This window comes from Campylobacter sp. CFSAN093249 (genome assembly GCF_011067895.1).
GTDB classification, from domain to species: domain Bacteria; phylum Campylobacterota; class Campylobacteria; order Campylobacterales; family Campylobacteraceae; genus Campylobacter_D; species Campylobacter_D jejuni.
Genome location: NZ_JAAMWM010000003.1, coordinates 68,305 through 89,455 on the forward strand (window position 1 = coordinate 68,305; position 21,151 = coordinate 89,455).

At 27.9% G+C, this 21,151-nt stretch carries 23 protein-coding genes and 1 pseudogene; 2 read left to right on the plus strand and 22 right to left on the minus strand.

Going from position 1 to position 21,151, the window contains the following annotated elements:
* Window positions 1–36: 36 nt before the first annotated feature.
* Window positions 37–573: a flagellar basal body-associated protein FliL gene (fliL, locus tag FBF10_RS02225; RefSeq protein ID WP_002855429.1), complete on the plus strand. Its 537-nt coding sequence runs from the start codon at window positions 37–39 to the stop codon at window positions 571–573.
* Window positions 573–920 carry a holo-ACP synthase gene (gene acpS / locus FBF10_RS02230; protein ID WP_002825806.1) on the plus strand — a complete coding sequence of 116 codons (348 nt, stop codon included), beginning with the start codon at window positions 573–575 and terminating at the stop codon, window positions 918–920. Before fliL ends, acpS begins: the two co-directional genes overlap by 1 nt.
* Here the strand turns inward: acpS and FBF10_RS02235 are convergent, their stop codons facing one another.
* From FBF10_RS02235 to FBF10_RS02320, 22 genes and pseudogenes are all read right to left on the minus strand, one after another.
* Complete coding sequence (locus FBF10_RS02235; protein WP_002780440.1) at window positions 921–1,340, minus strand: hypothetical protein; 420 nt, start codon at window positions 1,338–1,340, stop codon at window positions 921–923.
* Entirely contained in the window at window positions 1,337–2,698 is a 1,362-nt protein-coding gene (locus FBF10_RS02240) for a cytochrome P450 (RefSeq protein ID WP_002887974.1), read from the minus strand. Before FBF10_RS02240 ends, FBF10_RS02235 begins: the two co-directional genes overlap by 4 nt.
* Window positions 2,695–3,816 (minus strand): hypothetical protein, encoded by a 1,122-nt coding sequence (locus FBF10_RS02245; protein ID WP_002887975.1) that lies wholly within the window; start codon window positions 3,814–3,816, stop codon window positions 2,695–2,697. Before FBF10_RS02245 ends, FBF10_RS02240 begins: the two co-directional genes overlap by 4 nt.
* Window positions 3,817–3,888: 72 nt before the next feature.
* Window positions 3,889–5,073 (minus strand): capsule polysaccharide modification protein KpsS, encoded by a 1,185-nt coding sequence (gene kpsS, locus FBF10_RS02250; protein WP_002887977.1) that lies wholly within the window; start codon window positions 5,071–5,073, stop codon window positions 3,889–3,891.
* Window positions 5,070–7,139: a capsular polysaccharide biosynthesis protein gene (locus tag FBF10_RS02255; RefSeq protein WP_052804084.1), complete on the minus strand. Its 2,070-nt coding sequence runs from the start codon at window positions 7,137–7,139 to the stop codon at window positions 5,070–5,072. The genes kpsS and FBF10_RS02255 overlap by 4 nt, the downstream gene beginning before the upstream one ends.
* A complete protein-coding gene (locus tag FBF10_RS02260; RefSeq protein WP_002818256.1) occupies window positions 7,136–7,648 on the minus strand; it encodes a cytidine diphosphoramidate kinase in 513 nt (170 codons plus the stop codon). Before FBF10_RS02260 ends, FBF10_RS02255 begins: the two co-directional genes overlap by 4 nt.
* Window positions 7,638–8,399, minus strand: coding sequence for a CTP:phosphoglutamine cytidylyltransferase (locus FBF10_RS02265; protein ID WP_002887980.1), 762 nt, complete (start codon window positions 8,397–8,399; stop codon window positions 7,638–7,640). The genes FBF10_RS02260 and FBF10_RS02265 overlap by 11 nt, the downstream gene beginning before the upstream one ends.
* Before the next feature lies 1 nt (window position 8,400).
* Entirely contained in the window at window positions 8,401–9,003 is a 603-nt protein-coding gene (locus FBF10_RS02270) for a gamma-glutamyl-CDP-amidate hydrolase (protein ID WP_002887983.1), read from the minus strand.
* A complete protein-coding gene (locus FBF10_RS02275) occupies window positions 8,994–11,333 on the minus strand; it encodes a PEP-utilizing enzyme (protein ID WP_002887986.1) in 2,340 nt (779 codons plus the stop codon). The genes FBF10_RS02270 and FBF10_RS02275 overlap by 10 nt, the downstream gene beginning before the upstream one ends.
* A gap of 14 nt (window positions 11,334–11,347) precedes the next feature.
* Window positions 11,348–12,109 carry a class I SAM-dependent methyltransferase gene (locus FBF10_RS02280; protein WP_002857976.1) on the minus strand — a complete coding sequence of 254 codons (762 nt, stop codon included), beginning with the start codon at window positions 12,107–12,109 and terminating at the stop codon, window positions 11,348–11,350.
* 51 nt (window positions 12,110–12,160) lie between these two features.
* Window positions 12,161–12,934 (minus strand): class I SAM-dependent methyltransferase, encoded by a 774-nt coding sequence (locus FBF10_RS02285; protein WP_002857879.1) that lies wholly within the window; start codon window positions 12,932–12,934, stop codon window positions 12,161–12,163.
* Between the two features lie 55 nt (window positions 12,935–12,989).
* A complete protein-coding gene (locus tag FBF10_RS08525) occupies window positions 12,990–13,730 on the minus strand; it encodes a DUF2972 domain-containing protein (RefSeq protein ID WP_172669030.1) in 741 nt (246 codons plus the stop codon).
* Between the two features lie 177 nt (window positions 13,731–13,907).
* Window positions 13,908–14,318, minus strand: coding sequence for a hypothetical protein (locus FBF10_RS08530; protein WP_171907717.1), 411 nt, complete (start codon window positions 14,316–14,318; stop codon window positions 13,908–13,910).
* 481 nt (window positions 14,319–14,799) lie between these two features.
* The gene (locus tag FBF10_RS08535) at window positions 14,800–15,141 is read right to left on the minus strand and encodes a hypothetical protein (protein WP_002887994.1); all 342 of its coding nucleotides are present in this window, start codon (window positions 15,139–15,141) and stop codon (window positions 14,800–14,802) included.
* A 146-nt stretch (window positions 15,142–15,287) separates the two neighbouring features.
* The gene (locus tag FBF10_RS08540; RefSeq protein WP_002887996.1) at window positions 15,288–15,560 is read right to left on the minus strand and encodes a hypothetical protein; all 273 of its coding nucleotides are present in this window, start codon (window positions 15,558–15,560) and stop codon (window positions 15,288–15,290) included.
* A 50-nt stretch (window positions 15,561–15,610) separates the two neighbouring features.
* Window positions 15,611–16,126 (minus strand): hypothetical protein, encoded by a 516-nt coding sequence (locus FBF10_RS08545; protein WP_172775747.1) that lies wholly within the window; start codon window positions 16,124–16,126, stop codon window positions 15,611–15,613.
* A gap of 140 nt (window positions 16,127–16,266) precedes the next feature.
* Window positions 16,267–16,506, minus strand: a complete 240-nt coding sequence (locus tag FBF10_RS08550) for a hypothetical protein (protein WP_002888000.1) — start codon at window positions 16,504–16,506, stop codon at window positions 16,267–16,269.
* Window positions 16,507–16,768: 262 nt separating this feature from the next.
* Window positions 16,769–18,241 (minus strand): sugar phosphate nucleotidyltransferase, encoded by a 1,473-nt coding sequence (locus FBF10_RS02300; RefSeq protein WP_002888004.1) that lies wholly within the window; start codon window positions 18,239–18,241, stop codon window positions 16,769–16,771.
* Window position 18,242: 1 nt separating this feature from the next.
* Window positions 18,243–18,968, minus strand: a complete 726-nt coding sequence (locus tag FBF10_RS02305) for a class II aldolase/adducin family protein (protein WP_002888005.1) — start codon at window positions 18,966–18,968, stop codon at window positions 18,243–18,245.
* Window positions 18,955–20,256: an HAD-IA family hydrolase gene (locus tag FBF10_RS02310; protein WP_002888006.1), complete on the minus strand. Its 1,302-nt coding sequence runs from the start codon at window positions 20,254–20,256 to the stop codon at window positions 18,955–18,957. Before FBF10_RS02310 ends, FBF10_RS02305 begins: the two co-directional genes overlap by 14 nt.
* Window positions 20,249–20,842 (minus strand): hypothetical protein, encoded by a 594-nt coding sequence (locus tag FBF10_RS02315; protein ID WP_002888007.1) that lies wholly within the window; start codon window positions 20,840–20,842, stop codon window positions 20,249–20,251. The genes FBF10_RS02310 and FBF10_RS02315 overlap by 8 nt, the downstream gene beginning before the upstream one ends.
* 45 nt (window positions 20,843–20,887) lie before the next feature.
* Window positions 20,888–21,151: pseudogene (locus FBF10_RS02320) on the minus strand (sugar transferase); the annotation flags it as partial.

A 21,151-nucleotide genomic window follows, 5' to 3' on the forward strand; every position in this document is an offset into this window, starting at 1 on the left:
AATTTTACATTAATTTCACTAAATGAAGGAAAATTTATGGATGAAGAATTAGAAAACGAAGAAACGAAAAAGAAAAAAGGCGGTTCACTTGTAATTATTATTGTTATTTTACTTTTTGTTTTACTTCTTAGTATTATGGGAGTGATTGCTTGGCTTATTTCAAGCAGTTCAAGTGATGAAAGTGAAGTCAAAGAAGCTCCAAAAGAAGAAGCAAAAGCCGATAAACCTAAAGTTTCAGCTCCTACTCAGCGAGGTAGTGATTTTGCTAATATAGGTCCTATGTATCCACTTGATCCTTTTACCCTAAATTTACTTAGCGATAGCGGCTCAAGATATGTAAAATGCACTATAGAACTAGAACAAAATAGCGAACTTTTAAAACCTGAACTTGATAAAAAAGTCCCGGTGATTCGTGATATTATTATTCGTACATTAACAGCTAAAACTTTTGAAGAAGTAAGCACGCAAAAAGGCAAAGAACGTTTAAAAGATGAGCTGGTTGGAAAAATCAATGAAATTTTAACCGATGGCTTTATTAAAAATGTTTATTTTACGGATTTTGTAGTTTCTTAATGCGTGTAGGCTGTGATATCATCGCCATTTCTAGAATAGAAAAAATTCATTCTAGACATGGCAAAAATTTTTTGGATAAATTTCTAAGCCCAAAAGAACAAATACTCATTAAAAATCCAGCAACTCTAGCAGGTCTTTGGGCTGCTAAAGAAGCCGCTAGCAAGGCTTTGGGTGTTGGAATTTGTGAATTATGCAGTTTTTTTGATATTGAAATATCAAAAGATGAAAAAAACGCGCCTAAATTAAAATATTCTCAAAAAATTACAAAAGATTTTAATATCACTCAAACTTCCCTAAGTATTTCTCATGATAATGGTTTTGCTATAGCCATAGTGGCTATAGTTTGATTATTTTCCTATAGTTTGCTTGTCTAAATTTCTTGAAAGTATGAAATCCACCACAGGTTGTTCTCTTTTGTTTGCTCTTTTACAATGATCTTTTTGAAAAAAATCTGTGATTTTTATAACAATCCTTGCCCATTTTTTGCGATTTCTTTCACGCCACGCATGAGAAGAAACGCTCTCCCAAGCATAGCCATTAAACAAGCTTGCATTTACAAAATGATCTAAGGCTCTAACACCCTGTCTTGCTCGTGCGGTATTAAAAAAAATTCCTATAATCACGATAAAAAGATATCCTAAAACTGCTAAAGGTACTATTGCACAAAGCAGAATAGTCCCTGCTAATTTTTCTTTTAAGCTTCCTTTTAAGGTGCGTTTTACACGACGACGAAAATTGGCGCGAATTTTAGTTCTAACTCTTTTCATAGCTTTCTTTTGCTAAATTTTATCCTCATACCATTAGCCGAACGCACTGTTAAACGCCCTACTACATCAGGTACAAAACCTTCTTCAAGTTCTAGTTTGTAAGTTTTTAAAATATTAGCCAAAATCAAAATCGCTTCTTGCATAGCAAAACCTTGTCCTATACAAATTCTTTCCCCTACCCCAAAAGGCAAATAAGCATCTTTTTTGTACTCTCCTTCAAAACGAGAAGGATTAAATCCATGCGGATTTGTCCAAAATTCTTCATGTCTGTGTATCAGCCAAGGAGCAATCACCACCCCAGAACCTTTTTTAATAAGCTTATCTCTAACTTGGGTATCTTTTTTTGCCTCTCTTGCAAAAAAACCAACAGGAGGATAAAGTCTTAAAGATTCTTTAAAAATATTTGTTAAGTATTTAAACTGTCTTAGATGCGAAATTTCAATGGCTCCACCCTGTAAAACCTGAGTAATCTCCTCATAAGCTTTTTCTTGCTCCTTAGGATAAAGACTAAGCAAATAAAGCGTCCATGTCAAAGAACTTGCTGTGGTTTCATGTCCTGCTAAAAAAAGCATAGCCACTTGATCTAAAATTTCCTCAAAAGAAAAACGCTTATTCGTATCCGCATCCACTACTAAAAGCAAAGATCCTAAAATATCTTCAAATTCTGCATTATCCGCCATATCATATCTTGGCTTTATGATGTCACTTAAAACCTGTCTGATCACATCTCCAGCCTTAGCACGCTTACGATCTCCTAATACATAAGAAAGCCATTTTGGAAAACGAAACATACGACGCATGGCTGTATGCACACTTTGCTCTTGAAAAGTCACAAAGGCATTTAAGATTTTTTTACCTTTTTCCTCATCGAGTTTTGAAGACATAATGGTGCGAAAAATCACATCAGCGGTAATAAAAGTCATAGCCTCATCTACTTCGATAATAGCATGATTTGGATACTTGCTAAAACGATCCATCATATCTGCCACAGCTTCACTCATAAGATTAAACACTTTATTGATACGAGTCATTTCAAAACTTGGACGCAAAAGCTCTCTTTGCTTTTTCCAAACTTCACCATTTGTAGTAAAAATGCTCTCCCCTAAAAGCGGACTTAAAAGCTCATGCAAAAATGCACTTTTAGGAAATTCTCTAACCTCATCAACCATCATTCTTTTAACTTCTTTAGTGTCATTTATAACATAAAGATCAAAATTTGGCATCTTCACATAGCCTGTTTGCATTTTATAACTACGCTCATAAAGCCCATCAAGCCAAGATCTACGCTTTAACAAAAAAGTTAAAAGTGTAGAAGCCTTATTTTTATAAGGTTTTGGAAAAAAGGGACATTCACTCATATTTTTACCTTTTCTTCTAAAAATTTAGGCATTATGATGAAAGAAAAAAAATCATAATCACCTTTAACACTAATACTATAAAGATATAAAAAGTGCGCTTTGTTTTTATCTCTTTTTATTTTTTTATACTCATGTTTTTCATATAAAGTGTGAAATTTAGCACTTAAAAATGGGGGTGTAAATTTAGCATTTACACCACTCGTGCGAAAAAAATCCACTTGAGGAAAACATGCTCCATCAATAATCGATGTGTAATCATACCATTTTAAATCAAACCTTGAAACAAATTCAAGCTTCTTTCTAAATTCATCTGCTTTTTTTTGATAACTCACTAAAGGTATGCATTCTCCTAAAGTCAGAATTTTTAATTTACGAAGTAAAGATAAATCTAAATTTTGTCTTAAAATACACTCCAAAACTTCTATACAAACTATAGTTCCAACGCTATGTGCTACTAAAATAAGCTCATAATCTTGTTTGCTTTCGTTTTGTTTTAGCTTATCTACTATAGTATTTGCAAAAAGCTTGATTCTTTCTTGCATAGTACCTATTTTTTTATCTTGCCAAGTAGCACAAAAAGCACAAATTCTTGCTATCCAAAATACAGCTAATTTCTTACCTAATTTAAATAAAAAATGATTTAGTAAAAATCCTAAAAAACATCCTATGATGATAGCTAAAGAAAAATGCATATAATTTTGCAAAAAAGCAAAACTTCCAAAAGCTAAAACCAAAGAAAATAGTAAAGAAAATAACACATAAAAAAAAGGATAATAACCTGTGATAAGTTGATAAATCGACTCTTTACCAAATTTGATAAAAAGTCCTGTGATAGTATAAATTCTAAAAAAACTATAACAATCCGCTAAGGCATCTTTGTAATTTTCCGACCAATTTTTCTTAACAATATCATTCCATGTTAAAAAATGATATTTAGTTTGTACTCCTTCGCACGAAATTTGAAAAAAAGGAAATTGCTCATTTTTTTCAATTTTACTTAAATCAACTTTAATGCTAAAAGCATGAGAATAATCTTTTAGGTTTTTTTTAAATAAATCATAATAAAATCTATAACTTTTAGGATCATATCCTGCTATATAAAATACTTCCCTATCCATACAATAATTTCTTTTTACTTTTAATTATAACAACTTTGCTTTAAAAGCTCTCTTAATCAAAGCTTTTTAGTCTTATTTGTCTAAAAAGAAATTTTTATAAAAATTGCCGTTGAATTGGTTAGTTTGTAAAAGATATTTCTTAAAATTACACACCAAAACAGGATTGGGTTTATAAGCATGAGCTTCACGCCAAAAAAATTGAAGTTTTTTTGGATAAGATAAGCCTTCAAAATCATAAAAAGCATTGCCACAAACCTTAGTCGGACAGCCTTCTAAAATAGCACTAAGGCCTACTGTTGAATTTATAGTAATACAACCTAAAGCCTTTCTTAAAAGAACTGGCAAGTGGGTATCATGAACATATAAAACCCTTCCCTCTACATGATATTTTTGACTTAAATCGTTTATGAGTTTAGAATAATTCTTATAACCCCTATCCATGGGATGGTGTTTAAAAACTAGATAAGATTTAGCTCTTGCATGATTTGCAAAAGAAAGTATGGTTTCCTCTATAAAGTGCTCTATGCTTTTTTTGTAATGATATTTAATTTGCGTATCGCTATAAACTTGTAAAATCGCCAAAAAGTACTTTTTTTCTAAATTATAAATCTTTTCATTTAGTTTTTTTTCTGTAATCTTATAAAGATACTTTCTATACAATGATCTAAACCAAAATAAAAATTCAAAAGGATATAAAGTACGATGATGAAGTTTGTTGTTAAAAAATGGAGCCAAAATAAAAGCAAACAACCAATACAAAAAAGCATCAAAAGCCATAAATTTAAATCCACCTGGAATTTCTTTTATGCTTTCTTTGGTAAAAATATTTTGAGAAAGATAAAAATTTTTATCACGCGGTAAAGAAGAATTTGCATTCACCCCATCTTTTTCCAAAGTAATACAATAAGGCCTTAAATATCCTTCTTCAAAAATCCATATTTCAATTCCTAATTCTTTAGCCACTTTAATAGCCTTAGCATGGATAATACGACAATCATTATACATTAAAATAGCATCGATTTTTTTGCTTTGAAAAAAATCTCTATAGAAATTTTCAAGATCTTTTTCATCGCACTTACACCTCGTTCCACTAGGATAGAAAAAAAAATCTCCACCGTTAAAATTGAGTTTAAAAACTTTGGTTTGTTTTTTTTCCATTCTTATTGCAAGATGATGAAAAAAATTTCCCACAGGCCCTTGCAAGAGTAAAACATTTTTACCGCTAAATTCTTTTTTAATTTTAGTGCTAAATCTCATTTCTTTGCTAAAAATTCATAAAATCTTCTTATTTTTCTAAGCATAAAAGTTTTAAAATCTATTGCCAATTTTATATGTTTTTTTGAAAAATAAGCTTTTTGTAAATTTAGCATTATATCTAAACAAACTTCAATTTCACATAAAGTTTTTGTTTTAGGATTTATATATCTTGGATATATGATCAAAGCACCTGCCACAAGCTCTTCTAGACTTAGTTTTCTTGTTCTTCTTTTGCATTTATGTTTATCTTTTGTTAAACCCCAGCCTGCATAAAAAGGCATGCCATAAGTAAAAACTTTTTTAGCTCTTAAAAGAGCATCAAAACCACTTGTAGAAGTAATAGTGTGAATTTCATCAGCAATTTTTATAGCACTATCGATACTGCAATCTTTTACAATCTCATCACAAAATTCCAAAATGAGTGTTTCATCTTTTAAACCCACACGGTTGCCACTTAACACATCAGGATGAGGCTTAAAGATGATATAAGCATCTTGATTTTTAGAACGCACCTCCTTAAGCAAATCAAGAGTAGATAAACCAAAACCCCCTAAAATCATCGAAGCATCGTCTTCAACTTGAGCAGGGATTAAAATAATCTTTTGTCCTATTTTGGCATTGATCTTTAAATTTTCATGCTTTAAGCCATTATATTTTGAAAAGCGGTTCTCAAGTAAGATTTTTATAATATTTTTTGCCCTATTTAGCATATTTTCATCAAAAATTTCATTTTGCAAATGCTCTTCTAATTTGCTTGCTTTATTTGGATCTATGTAAAGTCCTTTATCATCAATGATTAAAGAAAAAGGACGCGTAAGATCAGAACCTAAAGAAATTGAGCGAATAAACCCATCTTCCGTTAAAGAAATTTTAGGAGTAAAATTTGACAAATCCTCATCTTGTGCTTTTTTTACAAGAGTGCTTTTAAGAGTATTATAATCTATCCTTTTACCCCAAATGAAAAATTTATCATTTTCTTTAAGTTTATATCCAGCTAAAGATTTTAAAGAATTTAAAAAAATAATTTCATTATCTTTAGCGTTAAAAAAAGGCTTGATAAAATGCCTTTTCCATAAGGTAAAGCCTAGCATAAAAAGCCTGTTAGAATTTATCTTTTCTATATCTTTATATTTTGCTAAAGTTTGAATAGTATCAAAAATATTACTTTCTTGATTTAAATAAGGATTAAAATACTCGCTATAAAGTATATAAGCAGCATAGAAAACTTCTTCTAAACTTCTTTTTTGCATCCTTCTTTTACACTCTAATTTATCTTTTGTTAGACCCCAACCTGCATAAAAAGGCATACCATAACAAACACACTCACATCCTTGCATCAAAGCTTCAAAACCCATACCAGAAGTTTTGGTATAAACCTTATCAAAAAACTCAAGCAAGGCTATGGGATTAAAATTTTCAGTAATTAAAATACATTCTTTAGGTAAGGAATTTATATCTAAATCACTTTGTTTTTTACCGCTTAAAACATCAGGATGGATTTTTATATAAATTTTAGATTTAGGATTTTCTTTTATGGCATCTTTTATCATATCGACGGTTTTAAAACCTTTAGCAAGCCCAAATTCAAGTGAGGCATCATTGGCCGTTTGGGTGATGATTAAAACCCTTTTTTCATCTTTTTGAAAATAATCATCTGGAATATCAAGATTGTTATTATACTTGCTAATTTTATATTTTTTGATAAGCTCTATAGCTTTTTTAGCTTGCTTGATTTCTTCATCTTTAAATTCATAAGTATTTAAAAGATTTTCAAGCTTTGAAGGTGCTGTTGCATCATAATAAATGCCTATATCATCTTTAACCATAGAAAAACTTGGGCTATTTTCAACCCCTAAGTTTAATGAGCGGATAAATCCATCTTCTAAAAGTATGAATTTAGCCTTATATTTTTTAGCTAAATTCATAGCTTTTAAACCTGATTTTTTGCGTCCCCAACCAAAGAAAAGATCATCTTTTTTGATTTTTAAATTTTTCTTATACAAAGAAATGGTGTAAAAATTTCTAACATTAGCAATAAGTTTTTTTGATATTGAGTAATACTTCACAATGCTAATTTCTTTATTATAAGTTCAACTTTTTCTTCTAAATTATTTCGACAAGAATTATTGATCACTAAATCAGCCTCTGGTTTATCAAATTCTATATCAACACCAACTACATTATCAATTTCTTTATTTAAAGCCTTAGTATAAAGCCCTTTTTGATCTCTTTGTATTAATTCATGCATATCGCATTCTATATAAATTTCATAATAATTTTTTAATTGCTTTCTATTGTAATCATAAATCTCATTAAACATTGAAATCGTAGTGACAATAACCATCATACCTTGATCGTTTAAAAATTTTGCAAATTTAGCTCTTTTCAAAGCCATATCTATGCGACCTTGTCTATCGTATGCATAATGTCCTAATATTTCTCTTAACTCATCTCCATCGAGATAAATAAGGTTTTTATATTTTAGTTTTAATTTTTCATACAAAGCTTGACCTATAGTTGTTTTTCCACTTCCAGCTAAACCAGTAAGCCAAATAATATAAGGACTATTTATCAATTTGCACCTCTAAATCACTCATAAAATCAATTTCACACCAATTGCCATCAATTTCCACTGCTTTTGCGTTGTTGTATTTTTCAATTAAAGCTTGCAAAAAACTTGTCATGTACATATTTTCAAAATTTTTATTATCATATAAAATATCTCGATCAAGCATTTCATAAAAAGCAATAACTTCGGAAAGAAATTGATAAGAAAATTTAAAAAGTCCTATATATTGAGCTTCTATCTCATCATAGGCATTAGCTTTTTTTCCAAGTTCTATAATATAACCATTTGTCATCTTTAATGTTTCAGCATCTTCTAAAGGATTTGCAAAGCGTTTGCTCCAAAGCTTACACCAAGACTTATCAACTACTATAGCAAGTTCTTCTTTGGCATTTATAAGCTTTTGCACGCAATCTTGAAAATAAACAATATCCGCATAAGAAATAATCAAATCTTGTTTTTCTTCGATGCATTTTAACATAAAATCTTTAGCGCAAAAAAAAGTATGAACCATATTGGTTTTATCATATTTTGAATTAATAAAAAAATGCTCGATATCATATTTATTAAGATAATTTTTTAGCACTTCGTTTAAATATCCACCCACAACAGCTATTTCATTTATACCTGCTGATTTTAAAGCTTCGATTTCATAATCTATGATTTTTTTATTCTTATACTCAACCATACACTTTGGTTGATCTTTTGTTAAAGGCATCAGCCTTGATCCAAAACCTGCTGCTAAGATAATTGCATTCATATTATTCCTTGATTAAACTAAACCACTCTCTTAAAATTTGAATATTATTAAGCCCATTTTCTCTTTCAATATGCCACATTATACCAAAAATATTTTCATACTTATGCTTAAAAGCTTCTATGGTATTATCTTCTGCTAAGCAAAGTTCTACAAGATCTTCGCCTAATTTTTCAATAGCAAAATTATGAAAAGAATTGCTTATAAATTTTTCTTTTGAGAAAAATACTTCATGTTTGCCTATATGATTTTCACAAGGACTCATATGGCTGTTAAAATAATGAGCTATCATCTGAGCCCCTCTGCAAATTCCTAAAAGTGGTATTTTTTCTTTTAAACAAATTTCTATAACTTGCTTTTCATATAAATCCCTCTTTTTAGATAAAACATTAGGACTATAAAAACTTAAATCATTGCCACCGCTTAATATCACAGCTTTTATTAGATGTTTATAATGAGAAAAATCTATTTCATAGCTAAGAGGAAGAGGAGTAAAATTTTTAAATAAATCTTTATTAAATAATTTTCCCCAATCCAAAGCCAAACATTCTCTTTCTTCATGATAACTTTCGTTGCAAATAAGCCTTTGAGTAATACCTATAAACAAAATATTTGCTCACTTTCACATTCTATATTTATTTTTTTAGCTTTTAAATATTTTTCAAAATTTTCTTCTCCAACTCCTATAACAGCAGGCATTCCAAGTTCTGAGGCACGAATGGCCATATGTGAATTAGCACCCCCATAACATGTAATAAGTCCTGCTATATTTTTTGTAAATAAATAATCATATCCAGGATCTGCTGCATAAATTAAAACAATCTTTCCTTCTAAATCTTTATCATTTTCCTTCGCCGTAAATGCAGTGATGTTCTTTTGTGTAATGAAATTTGGAATAATACTATGATTATAAAAAGAAAAAATTTCATCGGCATTGCAAAGTAAAGAAGGAGGTTTTATAGCTTGTGTAAGTTCATATTCTTTTTTATTGCGATTAATTTCTTCTACAAACTGCTCTTTTGGATTTATAGAATAAAGACTAGAATAAAGATTTAAAATGCTTTTTATATCAAGATGAGCCAAATCTTCTTTTTCAATACCATAATATTTGCCTAATTCTTCTATATAAACTATAGCCTTAGAAAGCAATCTAGTGAATTCAAATTTAACGAGCTCTCTACCCTCGATAGCCTGCTTTAAAAAATCAAAAAATTCACAAGCATTAATCTCTAGTCCATGTTCTCTAAGTAAGGCATTTAAAGCTTTTGTCTTTTCTTCTGAAAAAACAAAGGCTTTATCTTGTAAATAAACTTTACTATCTTTTTGATCCACATCAAAATAAAGCTCAAAATCTTCATCATATCTTGGAGATAAAATATTATAAGTTCCTGCTCTTAAATGTCCAAAATCTTTCAAAAATTGATCTTTGTTGTGAAAATTAAGATGGTTTGTTTGTTTGCTTAAATTTTTACTCACTGTATTGAGTGAATTTAAAAAATCATCTTTTTCCTCTTTAGTTATAAAATCAATCTCAACTAAAGAATTTAAAAGTTGCATTGCTACAAATGCAGCCCTAGCCACTCCCGCAAAAGGCAAGGTTCCATAACGCTTGCATTCTTCAATAAGCCAATAAATTTTATCAATTAAAGAAAAATTAGAATTAATAATACCATCATATCTTTCTTTTAGCTTATAAGCTTTTTGTATATCTTTTAAATAAAGCCCTGATCTAGGATTAATAATCTTATTTGTAAGTTCTAATAATGAAAATTCTAATCTTTTGATTTCATTTTCATTAAAACCATGATTTAAAAGTTCTTCTAATTTTTTAGAACTATTAAAGTCATAACAAGAATAAACAATATTAAATTCAATCTTATCGTGCAATTCATGATTTTTATTAAGCTTATCTAAGTAAAAATTGACAAGTTTTTGTGCGATATTTTCATCTAATTTTTTTGGTATAAAAGAATTAAAAGATAATCTTACATCCACATAAGGAATGCCTAAAAAAGAATGGATTAAAGGATGGGATCTTAGATCTCTATAACCATAATTATCTCTTTGATACGCCCAGATATTATCCGTAATGATTTCTTTATATAAACTAAAAGCTAAACGCTTAGGTCTTAACCCTATGATTTCAGCTGGATTCCAATCAGGCATTACCCCAAAAATGGCTTTATCTCCCAAAACTCTAGATCTTGATTCTTTTAAAGACTCAAAACGTTTATAAAATCTATATAAAGCTTCTTTTGGTAAAGAATGAAATAAATTATTTTTTTCATGCATAACCAAAGGACGCACTTGTAAGCAAAAAAGTTCTTCCTTATCATCTTGAATAGCAAATGCAAATTCAACATCTAAAAAATGACAATCATATAAAACTTCTAATTCTTTTATAAGTTCTATAATTTTTTGAAGTCTAATATCTTTAAATTCTAAATAATTTCTGTAATGATAGTAAGTTTTTGCACTCTTACTGCTTCCATCTGTAATAGAGCTATTTGAACCATTTTCATCATATTGAAGACAAAAATAAGGGGAAAAATTATCTTTATCAACGCTAAAACCAACTCCACAAAGAGTAATGTTTTCAAGCATAGGTTGAACTAAAATTTCATCACTTTTTGATGGCATAGAATTGGCAACTTCATATAAAGCTTTTAATAACTCATCTTTAGAATCAGCTTTAATATTTGCCAAAGAAAGAAAAGCACCTGCATTGGAGTTTTTCATGCTATCTTCACTTAAAGAAGAACTTCTTATAATGAGTCTATTAGCCTTTAAGGTTTGAATGTCCTGTAAAACTTTATCTTCATTTGATATTAATTCTTCAAGCGAAGTTAAAACCAAAGGTAGAACTTTTGCTTTTTTTAATTTTGTTTGTAAATTTTTTAAATTTTGTGCTTTGGTTTTAAATTTTAACTCCGCCATGTTTTTCCTTAGTTTTATATTTTTTTAGCACTCCAACAACGAGTGGTATATTTTATGCTAAATTCCTTAGGAAGTCTTTGTGAAATTTTATTACTAATTTTATTAAAAAGTTCATTTCCTTCATCAGTCTCCAAATCCCAGTAAGGATTTTTAACACTCTTCCATGCATTAATATAATTTTCAATGCTTTGATGAAAATAAAAATCCTCTTCAATATAAACAATATTATCAAAAAGATCCTTTCGACTCTCTATAATTGGTCTTTGATCTTCTCTTCTTGTTCCCCTTGTATAATTTGGTACAAATTCTACAATAGTATCTTCAGCTATTTTTTGCACAGGATCGTTTAAATCCCTGTGATTCCACATACAAGAAAAATATCCCTCTGATTTTAATAAGCGATGTGCTTCCTCTAAGGCTTCATTTCTATCCATTACATTAAAACTACTACCAAAAGTCACCCAATCAAATTCACTATTTTGGAGTGTTGAGTTTAAGCCTGTTGCTCTAACCCAGTCAATCTTTTGATCCTTGGTTCTTTCTATCCCGATCTCACGCATCGCATCATTTGGTTCTACAGATACTACCTTACATCCTCTTTCTAAAAGCATAATGCTTAAATTTCCAGTTCCTGCACCGATATCAGCGACTTTAATATCTTTTTTTCCAACTAAGCTAATAAGCATATCTATAGTTTTTGGAGCATAATTTGGTCTATAGCTATAAAATTTAGCATGCTTGGTATAATCCCACACTTGTTCTACTAGTTTTTGCATTTTATTTCCTTTTTTCATCTTTGACAAGCTTGATGAAAAAAAGGAGGTATTTTATGCTTTTCTAGCTGTCCATGCTCTTATTTTATAAGGAATCTCTATACTTTGCATATGAGAAATTTTAGCTTCTATCATCTCTAAAATTTCCTTCCATCTTTTTTCACCTGCTTGTGCTTGTATATCATTTACAGAATGCCAAGCTCCAAGATAACGCTCTTTATCCCAAAACTCTTTATAGTCACACTCCATAAAAAAGCAGTCTATGAAATCTCCTGTTGAAACAAGAATTTCTTCCCATTTTTTAACATTTTGAGTGCCACTGCTTACACGAGCAAGATCTGGAACAATATGTTTAATCTCCTTTTCAATTTCATCAAAAACCGAACCCTCTACAATGTGGCGAGGATTCCAAATCGCAGTAAAATACCCCCCCCCTGTCAATATACGATTAAATTCTGGGAGAGATTTTTTAGGATCTGTCCAATGGAAAGAACTAGCCATGATGACCCAATCAGCTTGATTATTGCTCATGCAGGTTTCTTCGCCACTCCCTTTATGCCAAGAAATATTTGATAAATTTTGTGTAAATTTTTGCCCTTCTTCACGCATATTATCGTTTGGTTCCACAGCACTAATTTGGCATCCAAACATTTCTCCCAACATCTTAGTAAGTTTTCCAGTTCCAGCTCCTACTTCAACAATATTTAAATCTTTTAAATTTTTATTTTTATCATTGATACAAGCTACAAGTTTTTCAAGTAAAAATGGACTATAAGCAGGTCTATTGTGATAATGTTTTGCAACTTTTGTAAAATCCCCTTGTTTCATAATTACTTCCTTTCTCTAAATTACATAATATTAATTATAACTTTTTTTTATTAATTTACAAGTCTTTTTCATAGATATCACCATCCAACTCCTTGCACATTTTTTCAAATTCTTGACAGTATTTCCAAGAAGCTACTATTTTTTGATTAGTCTTTTTAGTAAAATTTATTTCATGTTTTAATACATTCTTTAATTTTATTCTTGCTTGCTTATTATCTCTTAAATAATTTAAAATATCATTTTCACTGAATAATTTCTTCTTCTCTTCTTTTATTTTATTCTCAAATACAATCATAAATTTTCTCAAATATTGTTGAGTCTGCAAAAAAAGACAAGAATCGCTTAATAATCTATTTTTATCATTTTTATCGATTAAAAATAAAATTTCATCTTGAATATCCCAATTGCTTTTAGAAAAAAAATCTTTTTTCATATCAATCAATTTTTCTTGATTGCAATATAACATCATTTTCCTAAAGGTTATTATGATTTCTATTGGATGAGTGAAAATGTCTTTTTTATTATCATATTGATTAGTTGGATATAATACCAAAGTTAGTGGCAACATATCCATTACTTTTGAAACAAAAGGAGTAATAAAAATTTCTTTTAAATTCTCACTAGGATATTGGAAATTTAACTTCTTAGATAAATTGCAAAAAGTAGTATAACACCTATTTCCGACTATATCTTTAGTATCTAAAATAAATACTTCAGTTATATTTTTAAAATAAGTAATTTTTGAAAATATATCAAAATAATTTGGATAATCAACAATAGTATCAACTTTTTCCAAACTTGGATAATCTTTCATTTTATAATATTTATTTACCAAAGCTTCATTAGGATTCAATGTTAAGTCAATTTTCGTAATATGTTTTACAATATGATTTGTTAGACTTTTCAATCTCTCAATAGGATCTCTTAGCAAAACAACCAAGGAAACATTAAAATCTACTAGATAAAATAATTTTTAAGTTATTTTATCCCATTGACATGAAAAAATATTATATTCTTTTGAGGCGATAAATACATTATATGCTATTTTATATTTTTCTTTTTCAGTTTCACTTGTCCAATTTCTATTTATTTTTAATAATTTAAAATATAAAAACATCGCCATATGTCCACAAGACCCACCAGTAATAAAAATAAAACGATAATTTCTTGGCAAAGGCAAATTCATCTCCCAAGCAAGTTCAGCTGGAATATTTTTATAATTAATTTTTTCATTTTCATCATTTAGTTTTTTGGGATCAAGTAGTGAAGGATAAGGATGATTTTCTTTTTTATATTTTTGATAAAAATCATCTGATAATAGCCATTCTTTTGTTAATTCTAAATGTTTTAAGATATAATCGAAGTTTTGAAATATATTTTCCAATATAGGCTTATAATCCTTATAAATTTCTAGCACATCTTTTATGGCATCAAAATTAACAATTAATAATTCTTTTTTTTAAAGAAATATCAATATTATTTAAGTTTAATTCTTTTAATAGATTATATTGTTTTTTAATATTTTGTATATTTTTATATAGCACAAAATATCCTTCTTTATACGACGTTTTATGGGCTTTAACCAAAGTTTTTCCTAGCATATAAGAAAAATGGTATTTATATTTTACACTTTCACTATAATCTTTGCAAGATTCTACTTTAGGATATGCAAGTTGTGGAAATATTTTAATAGTTTGTTTATATAGTTTTTGTTCTTTAAAGTGTTGTTGTTTTATCTTAAATAATTTATACAGTAAGGTTATATACCAAAAAAACTTTTTTTATGTTGTTTTTTATGTTCTAAGATAGCAAAACCGAATTTATAAGAAAGTGAATTTTTTATTCTATCTATAGCGCTATTTGGATTATATATGCAACCTCCTGTCTATATTATTGATACTATTTTTCACTAGTTTTAATAATAACGCAAGATATCCTAATTTAAATCTAGATTTCTGTGCTTCTAAAATAATTTCACCTATTTTATAAACAAAACTTTTCTTTAATTTTTGCGATTCCAAATAATCATCACAATGCTTAATGGGTAATAATTTCAAGTCACAACAATATTCTGCTTGTAAGTTATAATCTTCCAGATCGACTAAATATTTATCAATAATCTCTTGAACCACATATGGAATAAACAACAATTTATATTTATTTGTTTTATAAATACTAACTACAGCACTGCCAACCCTAAAAGGCAACTCGGTCTTTACATATTCAAAGGCAAAATTTTTCTTCTATTTTTTCTTTTATAATCCTCTGCGCTACCAATATAAGGAACAATATATTTTTCTGTTAACAATGAACAATCACTTGAATAACAACTATAGATGTTGGAAAAAATTTCTTACAGTGTTCTTTTTTCTTCTGAAAAAGCATTACCTAAAGCATGTAAATCTTGCTCTAAATATTTTATGATATTTGGAAATATAATACCCTTTAACACATAAGTATTACTTATTCGAATACAAGGCGCCTCAATCCTTTTAATTCCGTTAATCAATAAATAATAAGGTATAACCTGATGTGGGTTTTCAATAGTGCAATATCTATTCAATAAATTATAGTTTTTTAAAATAGCAGTATAGACTTTGACAATATCTCGTTTCGCAACAATCATCGAACCACCTACGCTATGTAATTCTATTAGAGTATTATTATCAAGATCTTTTAAATGAATTTTTTTAACCCCATATCATTAATCTGAGAATCGATCCTGATTAAGAAAATATAATCATATCTTATTTTTACCATAGTTTCATAATTTTCTATTAATCTAAATACCTTATTTGATAAGTAATAAGAATACTCTCCTGCAACCAAATGCAAAGACAAATAAGCTTGACTTTCTAATGAAATATTTTTTATTTTACTACTTATACTAAACATCTTTTTACATAATTTTTGTTTATCTATTCCTAGCTCTTCATAAGCATAAGATAACTCTTTATATACTTTTGGAAAATATTTATAAAATAAAACCTTATCTGCGACTTCTTTTGGTGCTGGAAATTTTTTATTGAATTCCAAAGATAATAGCTTATGGGTCCAATTAGCAACACCTGTATTCATTCCAGGAAAATGAGAAATAGAATTCCAAGATGCTATAAAATAATCTGCATTATATTGACTTGAAATATCTTTTATTAAATTAGCTAAATTATTCTCCCAATCCCCTCTTAACATACCAATAAATCCTACAGCAATTTTTGGTTTTTACATACACAAATCTCCAAAATTTCTTATATTTCCACATTCATTAATAAATAATTTTAAATATTTCTTACTACCATTTGAATTATAACGATATAATTCATCTAGAAATTTTATCTTTTTTCTATTTTTATATATATAAAATCACTTAATATATCTTTATTAACAAAAAGGTAATCCAATGCAGATGAAATATAGTATGCTTTTAAAATTCTATCGCTATCAATAATATACTCATTAAAACTATTACATATCCATTCTGCTGATAATATTTTATTTTTCTTGAATTTATTAAAAGAATGCATTACTGTGCAAAGTAAATCAAAATCCACTTTTTGAAATGGATTGTTCATATTCACACACCCTTCAAAATCTAAAAAAGATAAATTATTTTCAATCTTAGCATCTACACCAAGTGTATTAAATTGACATAATACTTTATAGGCTTTTGCTAATTTTCGATATTATATAAAAAACTCACATAATACGATGGATTGCTACAACTTTCTTTTTTTAATTGTTTCTCTAAGGTATTAAAATTCCATTTTTCAACTAGTTCACTCAAAATATTTTTCATTTTTACTCTCCTCTAATAATATTTCAATACTTTCAAAACTACATTCTCCAATACTTATTTTCCAAATACTCATCAGGAGTTCCATAAGAAAAATAATTACTAACAATCACATAACCTACTTTATGCGTTTTAATCAACAATTCAAATACATTATCTATATAAAATTCACCATTAGTTTTTATATCTTCTTGGAATATTTTATTTATATATTCTAATAACAAAGAATTTTCCTTAAAATAAAAACTTCCTATCATTACTAAATTTGCATCATTAGATCTATTTTTAACAAAAATATTATCTATTTTATTATTTTCCCCATCTACCCAAGTAAAATAATGGGGATTATTGACATTATATTTAGAAGCATGTGTAACAAATACGATAACTTCATATTCTTTTTGCAATCTTATAAATTCCTTAGTAATATGCTTGGCAATCAAATCACAAGGGAGAATTAAAACATCACCTGATAAATTTCCACAAGATTCTTTATAAGAATATGCCGCACCAATTTTATTCGGTTTCACAAACCTTACTTCTTGCTTTATACTTTCCCAATATTTTTTATGATCTTGTGCACCAACACAAATAATATTAGTTTCAACATCATTTAAAGTGTTAATTATATTGTCTATAATACATGTTTTGCCAAGAGGTAAAAATGGTTTTGGCTGATTAAAATTAAGATTTAAAAACCTCTCTCCTCTACCAGCAGATAATATAATAGTATTTTGTATTTTTATCTTTTCGTTATTAACATCTTGTGAATTTAATTTCTTTTTTGCATATTCAAAATCTTTCGGGGTGCCAAATTGATAAAACTTCTCTATAAAAGGATAACATAAAACATTTTCTAAATAATTATTGGTCATAGATATATAATATTCTCCAAAAACCTTATCCTTAGCCTCTATTTGTTTTTTTATTGCTTCAATGGCTAGCTTTAAAGTTCTGAAATAATAAATACCAGAAGAATAATATTCTTCAAATTTATTCTTAGAATTATATTTTTCTATAACTTCATATACTTTATAAGTATTATCATATACCTTGCATACCGCATACACATTTTCTAAAGGTAATAAATGAGGATGATAACCAGTATAACAAGGAATTATAGCTTGAACATCTAGGTTTTCTTGTGTAAATTGTATAAAATCCCTATAATTCCATTCTTGTCCAAAATCGCAATAACTAATAATAACTTCTTCATTAAGTATATCTTGCAACTGTGACACCACACCATATAAGCTTCCAGCAGGTCCTAGTTTTTGCCCTTTATAAACAATAATTTTTGCATTAATTTTTCTAGATAAAATGAAATCTTCAAATTTATTTTTTTCGCATTCTTGAACAATAAAATAAAAAATATCTTTTTGAGTATCAAAGCATTCAACTACATAATCTAAAATAACTTTATCTTTTACAACTTTAATAAAAGGTTTTAAATCTTTATATCCAGCTTCCTTAAATCTCTTGCCTATTCCAGTTGCAGGTATAATAATATTCATTCTAACTCTCACTTTCTATAATTTTTTTTCTATATTGCTCATCAGGTAAACTTAATAATTTATCAATTACATCCACTTTTAATGGGATTAAACTAATTTGTTTCTTTAAAGCAATATTTTCCATCGCATTTCTAAATAACCACAATTCCCCATTGGTCTTATCAACTGCATCATCTGGAGTATACACAAAATCATTTTGCTCAAAAAATTCACTTTTTAATTGATTATACAACTCTATTACATCTTGAATTTGTTCTGCATAAATAACAACACCATGATTTCGTAATAATACCATACCTTTTTCTTGATAAAAATAACTTTTACTTAATGCTTCACATAAATCATTTCCAGGTAAAGCAAAATCAATTGTTTTGTAATTTACAAATTTATATTCCTTAGCACACAAATAAGGTAAAATATAAACAGGATGATAATGTGCTACATATTTATTTTTAAACACCATATGCATTTTGATTTCCATAGATGGCTTCACAATATCTACAGAATAATCTTTGTAATAAGAAAAAGAATTGATATTATTTTTAAAAACAGAGATTTTATGCTCTTTTTTTAAATCCTCGCCTGAAGCCTTAATTATAAAATATTCATCATTCTTTATAGAAATATTTCCACCTTTTGATGGTGCATCCAAGATATTACCAAAAATTTTACACAATTCTTGGTAATCTTTAATACACTCATCAAGTTTTTCTTTATTGTATATCATTTTTCTTTACCCATCTATTTTGCAAAATCAAACTGAAAATATTTTTTACAGTTTGAATCAAATCTTCATATCTACCAGTATATTCTTTTTGCAAGTAATTATTTAACAATATATCCTTTAAATATATTTTAAAAATACCATCTCTAACTAAAATCAAAAAATTTGCATTGTCTTTTTGTTTTTCAAGATATTTTTTATAATCTTCTTCTCGTTTTTGTATAGTATCTATAATTTTTGAATGGCTATAATTTCTTTCTTTACTATCTCTATCTATCTTCTGCCTATCTGCTTCATCTGAATCAATATATATTTTAATTTTTACAAAATCTCCTATAACTTCTTGATATAAAGTATGCAAACCCTCTATAATTACAATGTCTAAATCTTTAATCTCAATCTCATCAGATTTAACAATCACTCCATTTTTATGATCATATATTGGTATATGTAGTTTATTTCCTATATCTTGATAAATATGTTTTATATCCATAGCTAACTGAATGAGATTATTTGCTTTTGGGTTGTAGTGTGTCACTCTCTCCCAAATCTTAGAGTGTCTTTCATATTTATGATAGCCATCTGTACTAATAATAAAACTTTTATATATCTCATTAATAGCATTACTCAAAGTAGTCTTTCCACTTCCACTTTTTCCAGAAATTGAGATCAGTAACTTTGAACAATTATATGGATAATAATTTATCCTATACCCCCCCCCTAGAAAATTATCGGCGATAGAATCTCCAATCATTACAATTTCTTCTTCATCAATAAATTTCCCATAAAGCTCTAAAGCTCTATTAACAAGTGCTTTATTTGGTTTTTCAAGCTCAAATTCTTCAGAGCATACCAAATAATCAATCATATTTGTCAAATTTGCACAATTTAGCTTATGGATTTGCTCAATAAAATAAAAGTTTGTTATAGCTATTACTTTTTTATTAAGACTTTTAATAAAACATAAAAATTCAAACATTGTTTTATCCACTTTTAAATTTCTTGTAAAAATAGAAACGTACAACTCAAACATTTCACTAGCTTTTGAAAAATGAATATTTTTATTTTCACAAATAATTTTAAAATACAATTCTTTTTTATGATGATTTGCAGATAATCCTCTTTTTGCAATCATCTTTTTTGCTAAATCATAATCTTCTAGCGTAAAACTATATAGTTTCATTACAACTTCTAAAGCATTTTTATGTGCAAATGTATAATTAAACAAAGTATTATCAATATCAACCATAATAAGTTTATATTTTTCAGCTATTTTTTTAAAATTAAACATACATACTCCATAACTCAGGCTTTTTAGTACACACAGAAAATCCTTTTGGCAGAATACTTTGAATAGGTTTTATAAGTTCTGCATATGATCGATCATATAACTCAGGAGAAACCAATATAGGTTCAACTTGTCCTAATTTTGGTTTGATATTATAAATAAATTCTTGATAATCTTTAATATTAAAACTAGAAAATTGTGAATAATCCACCCATACATATTTAGGCTTACTAATATCCATAAGTTTTTCATTATAAGATTCTACATCTGAAATTCTAATGATAAATTTACCTTGATATCCATTTTTTGATAATCTCAAAATATCTGGAATCTGAGAGTCTAAAAAATAATACTCAAAATCACCACTGAGCAATTCTATAATTTTTTCTTCTAGTCCCGATTCTTTCACATTACAAATTATAGGGATATTTTTCATAAATTGAATTTTTTCTTTAAAAAAAGGATATAGAGAATTTTTTTCTAATAGATCATGGTTTAATACTAATTTTTCATTATATCTCAAGTCAATTTCTATGCCATAATTTTCGATAAACGATTCTAAATTATTTTGGCGATGTAAGAATATCATCTTATATCCTTTTTTATATAAAATTCCCTTTTCAACTTCCTAATTTCAAACAACAACCTGATATACCCCCCCCCCATACCAAGTTTTATTAGCTTGTATGAGAGCTTGACCTAGTTTATAAGTAAAACATTCTTTTTCTTTTAAAGCTTCTTTGTAATCAGGGTAGGATTCTAGTGGAGGTAATATCAAAGAAGAATCTTTTTTTATTTTTTCTTGATAGATTTTTTGTTCTTGTTTATGCTTATCATAAATATATGATAATACAAAAGGCATCCTTATATAACCAAGTATAGATTTAGAATTAACTAT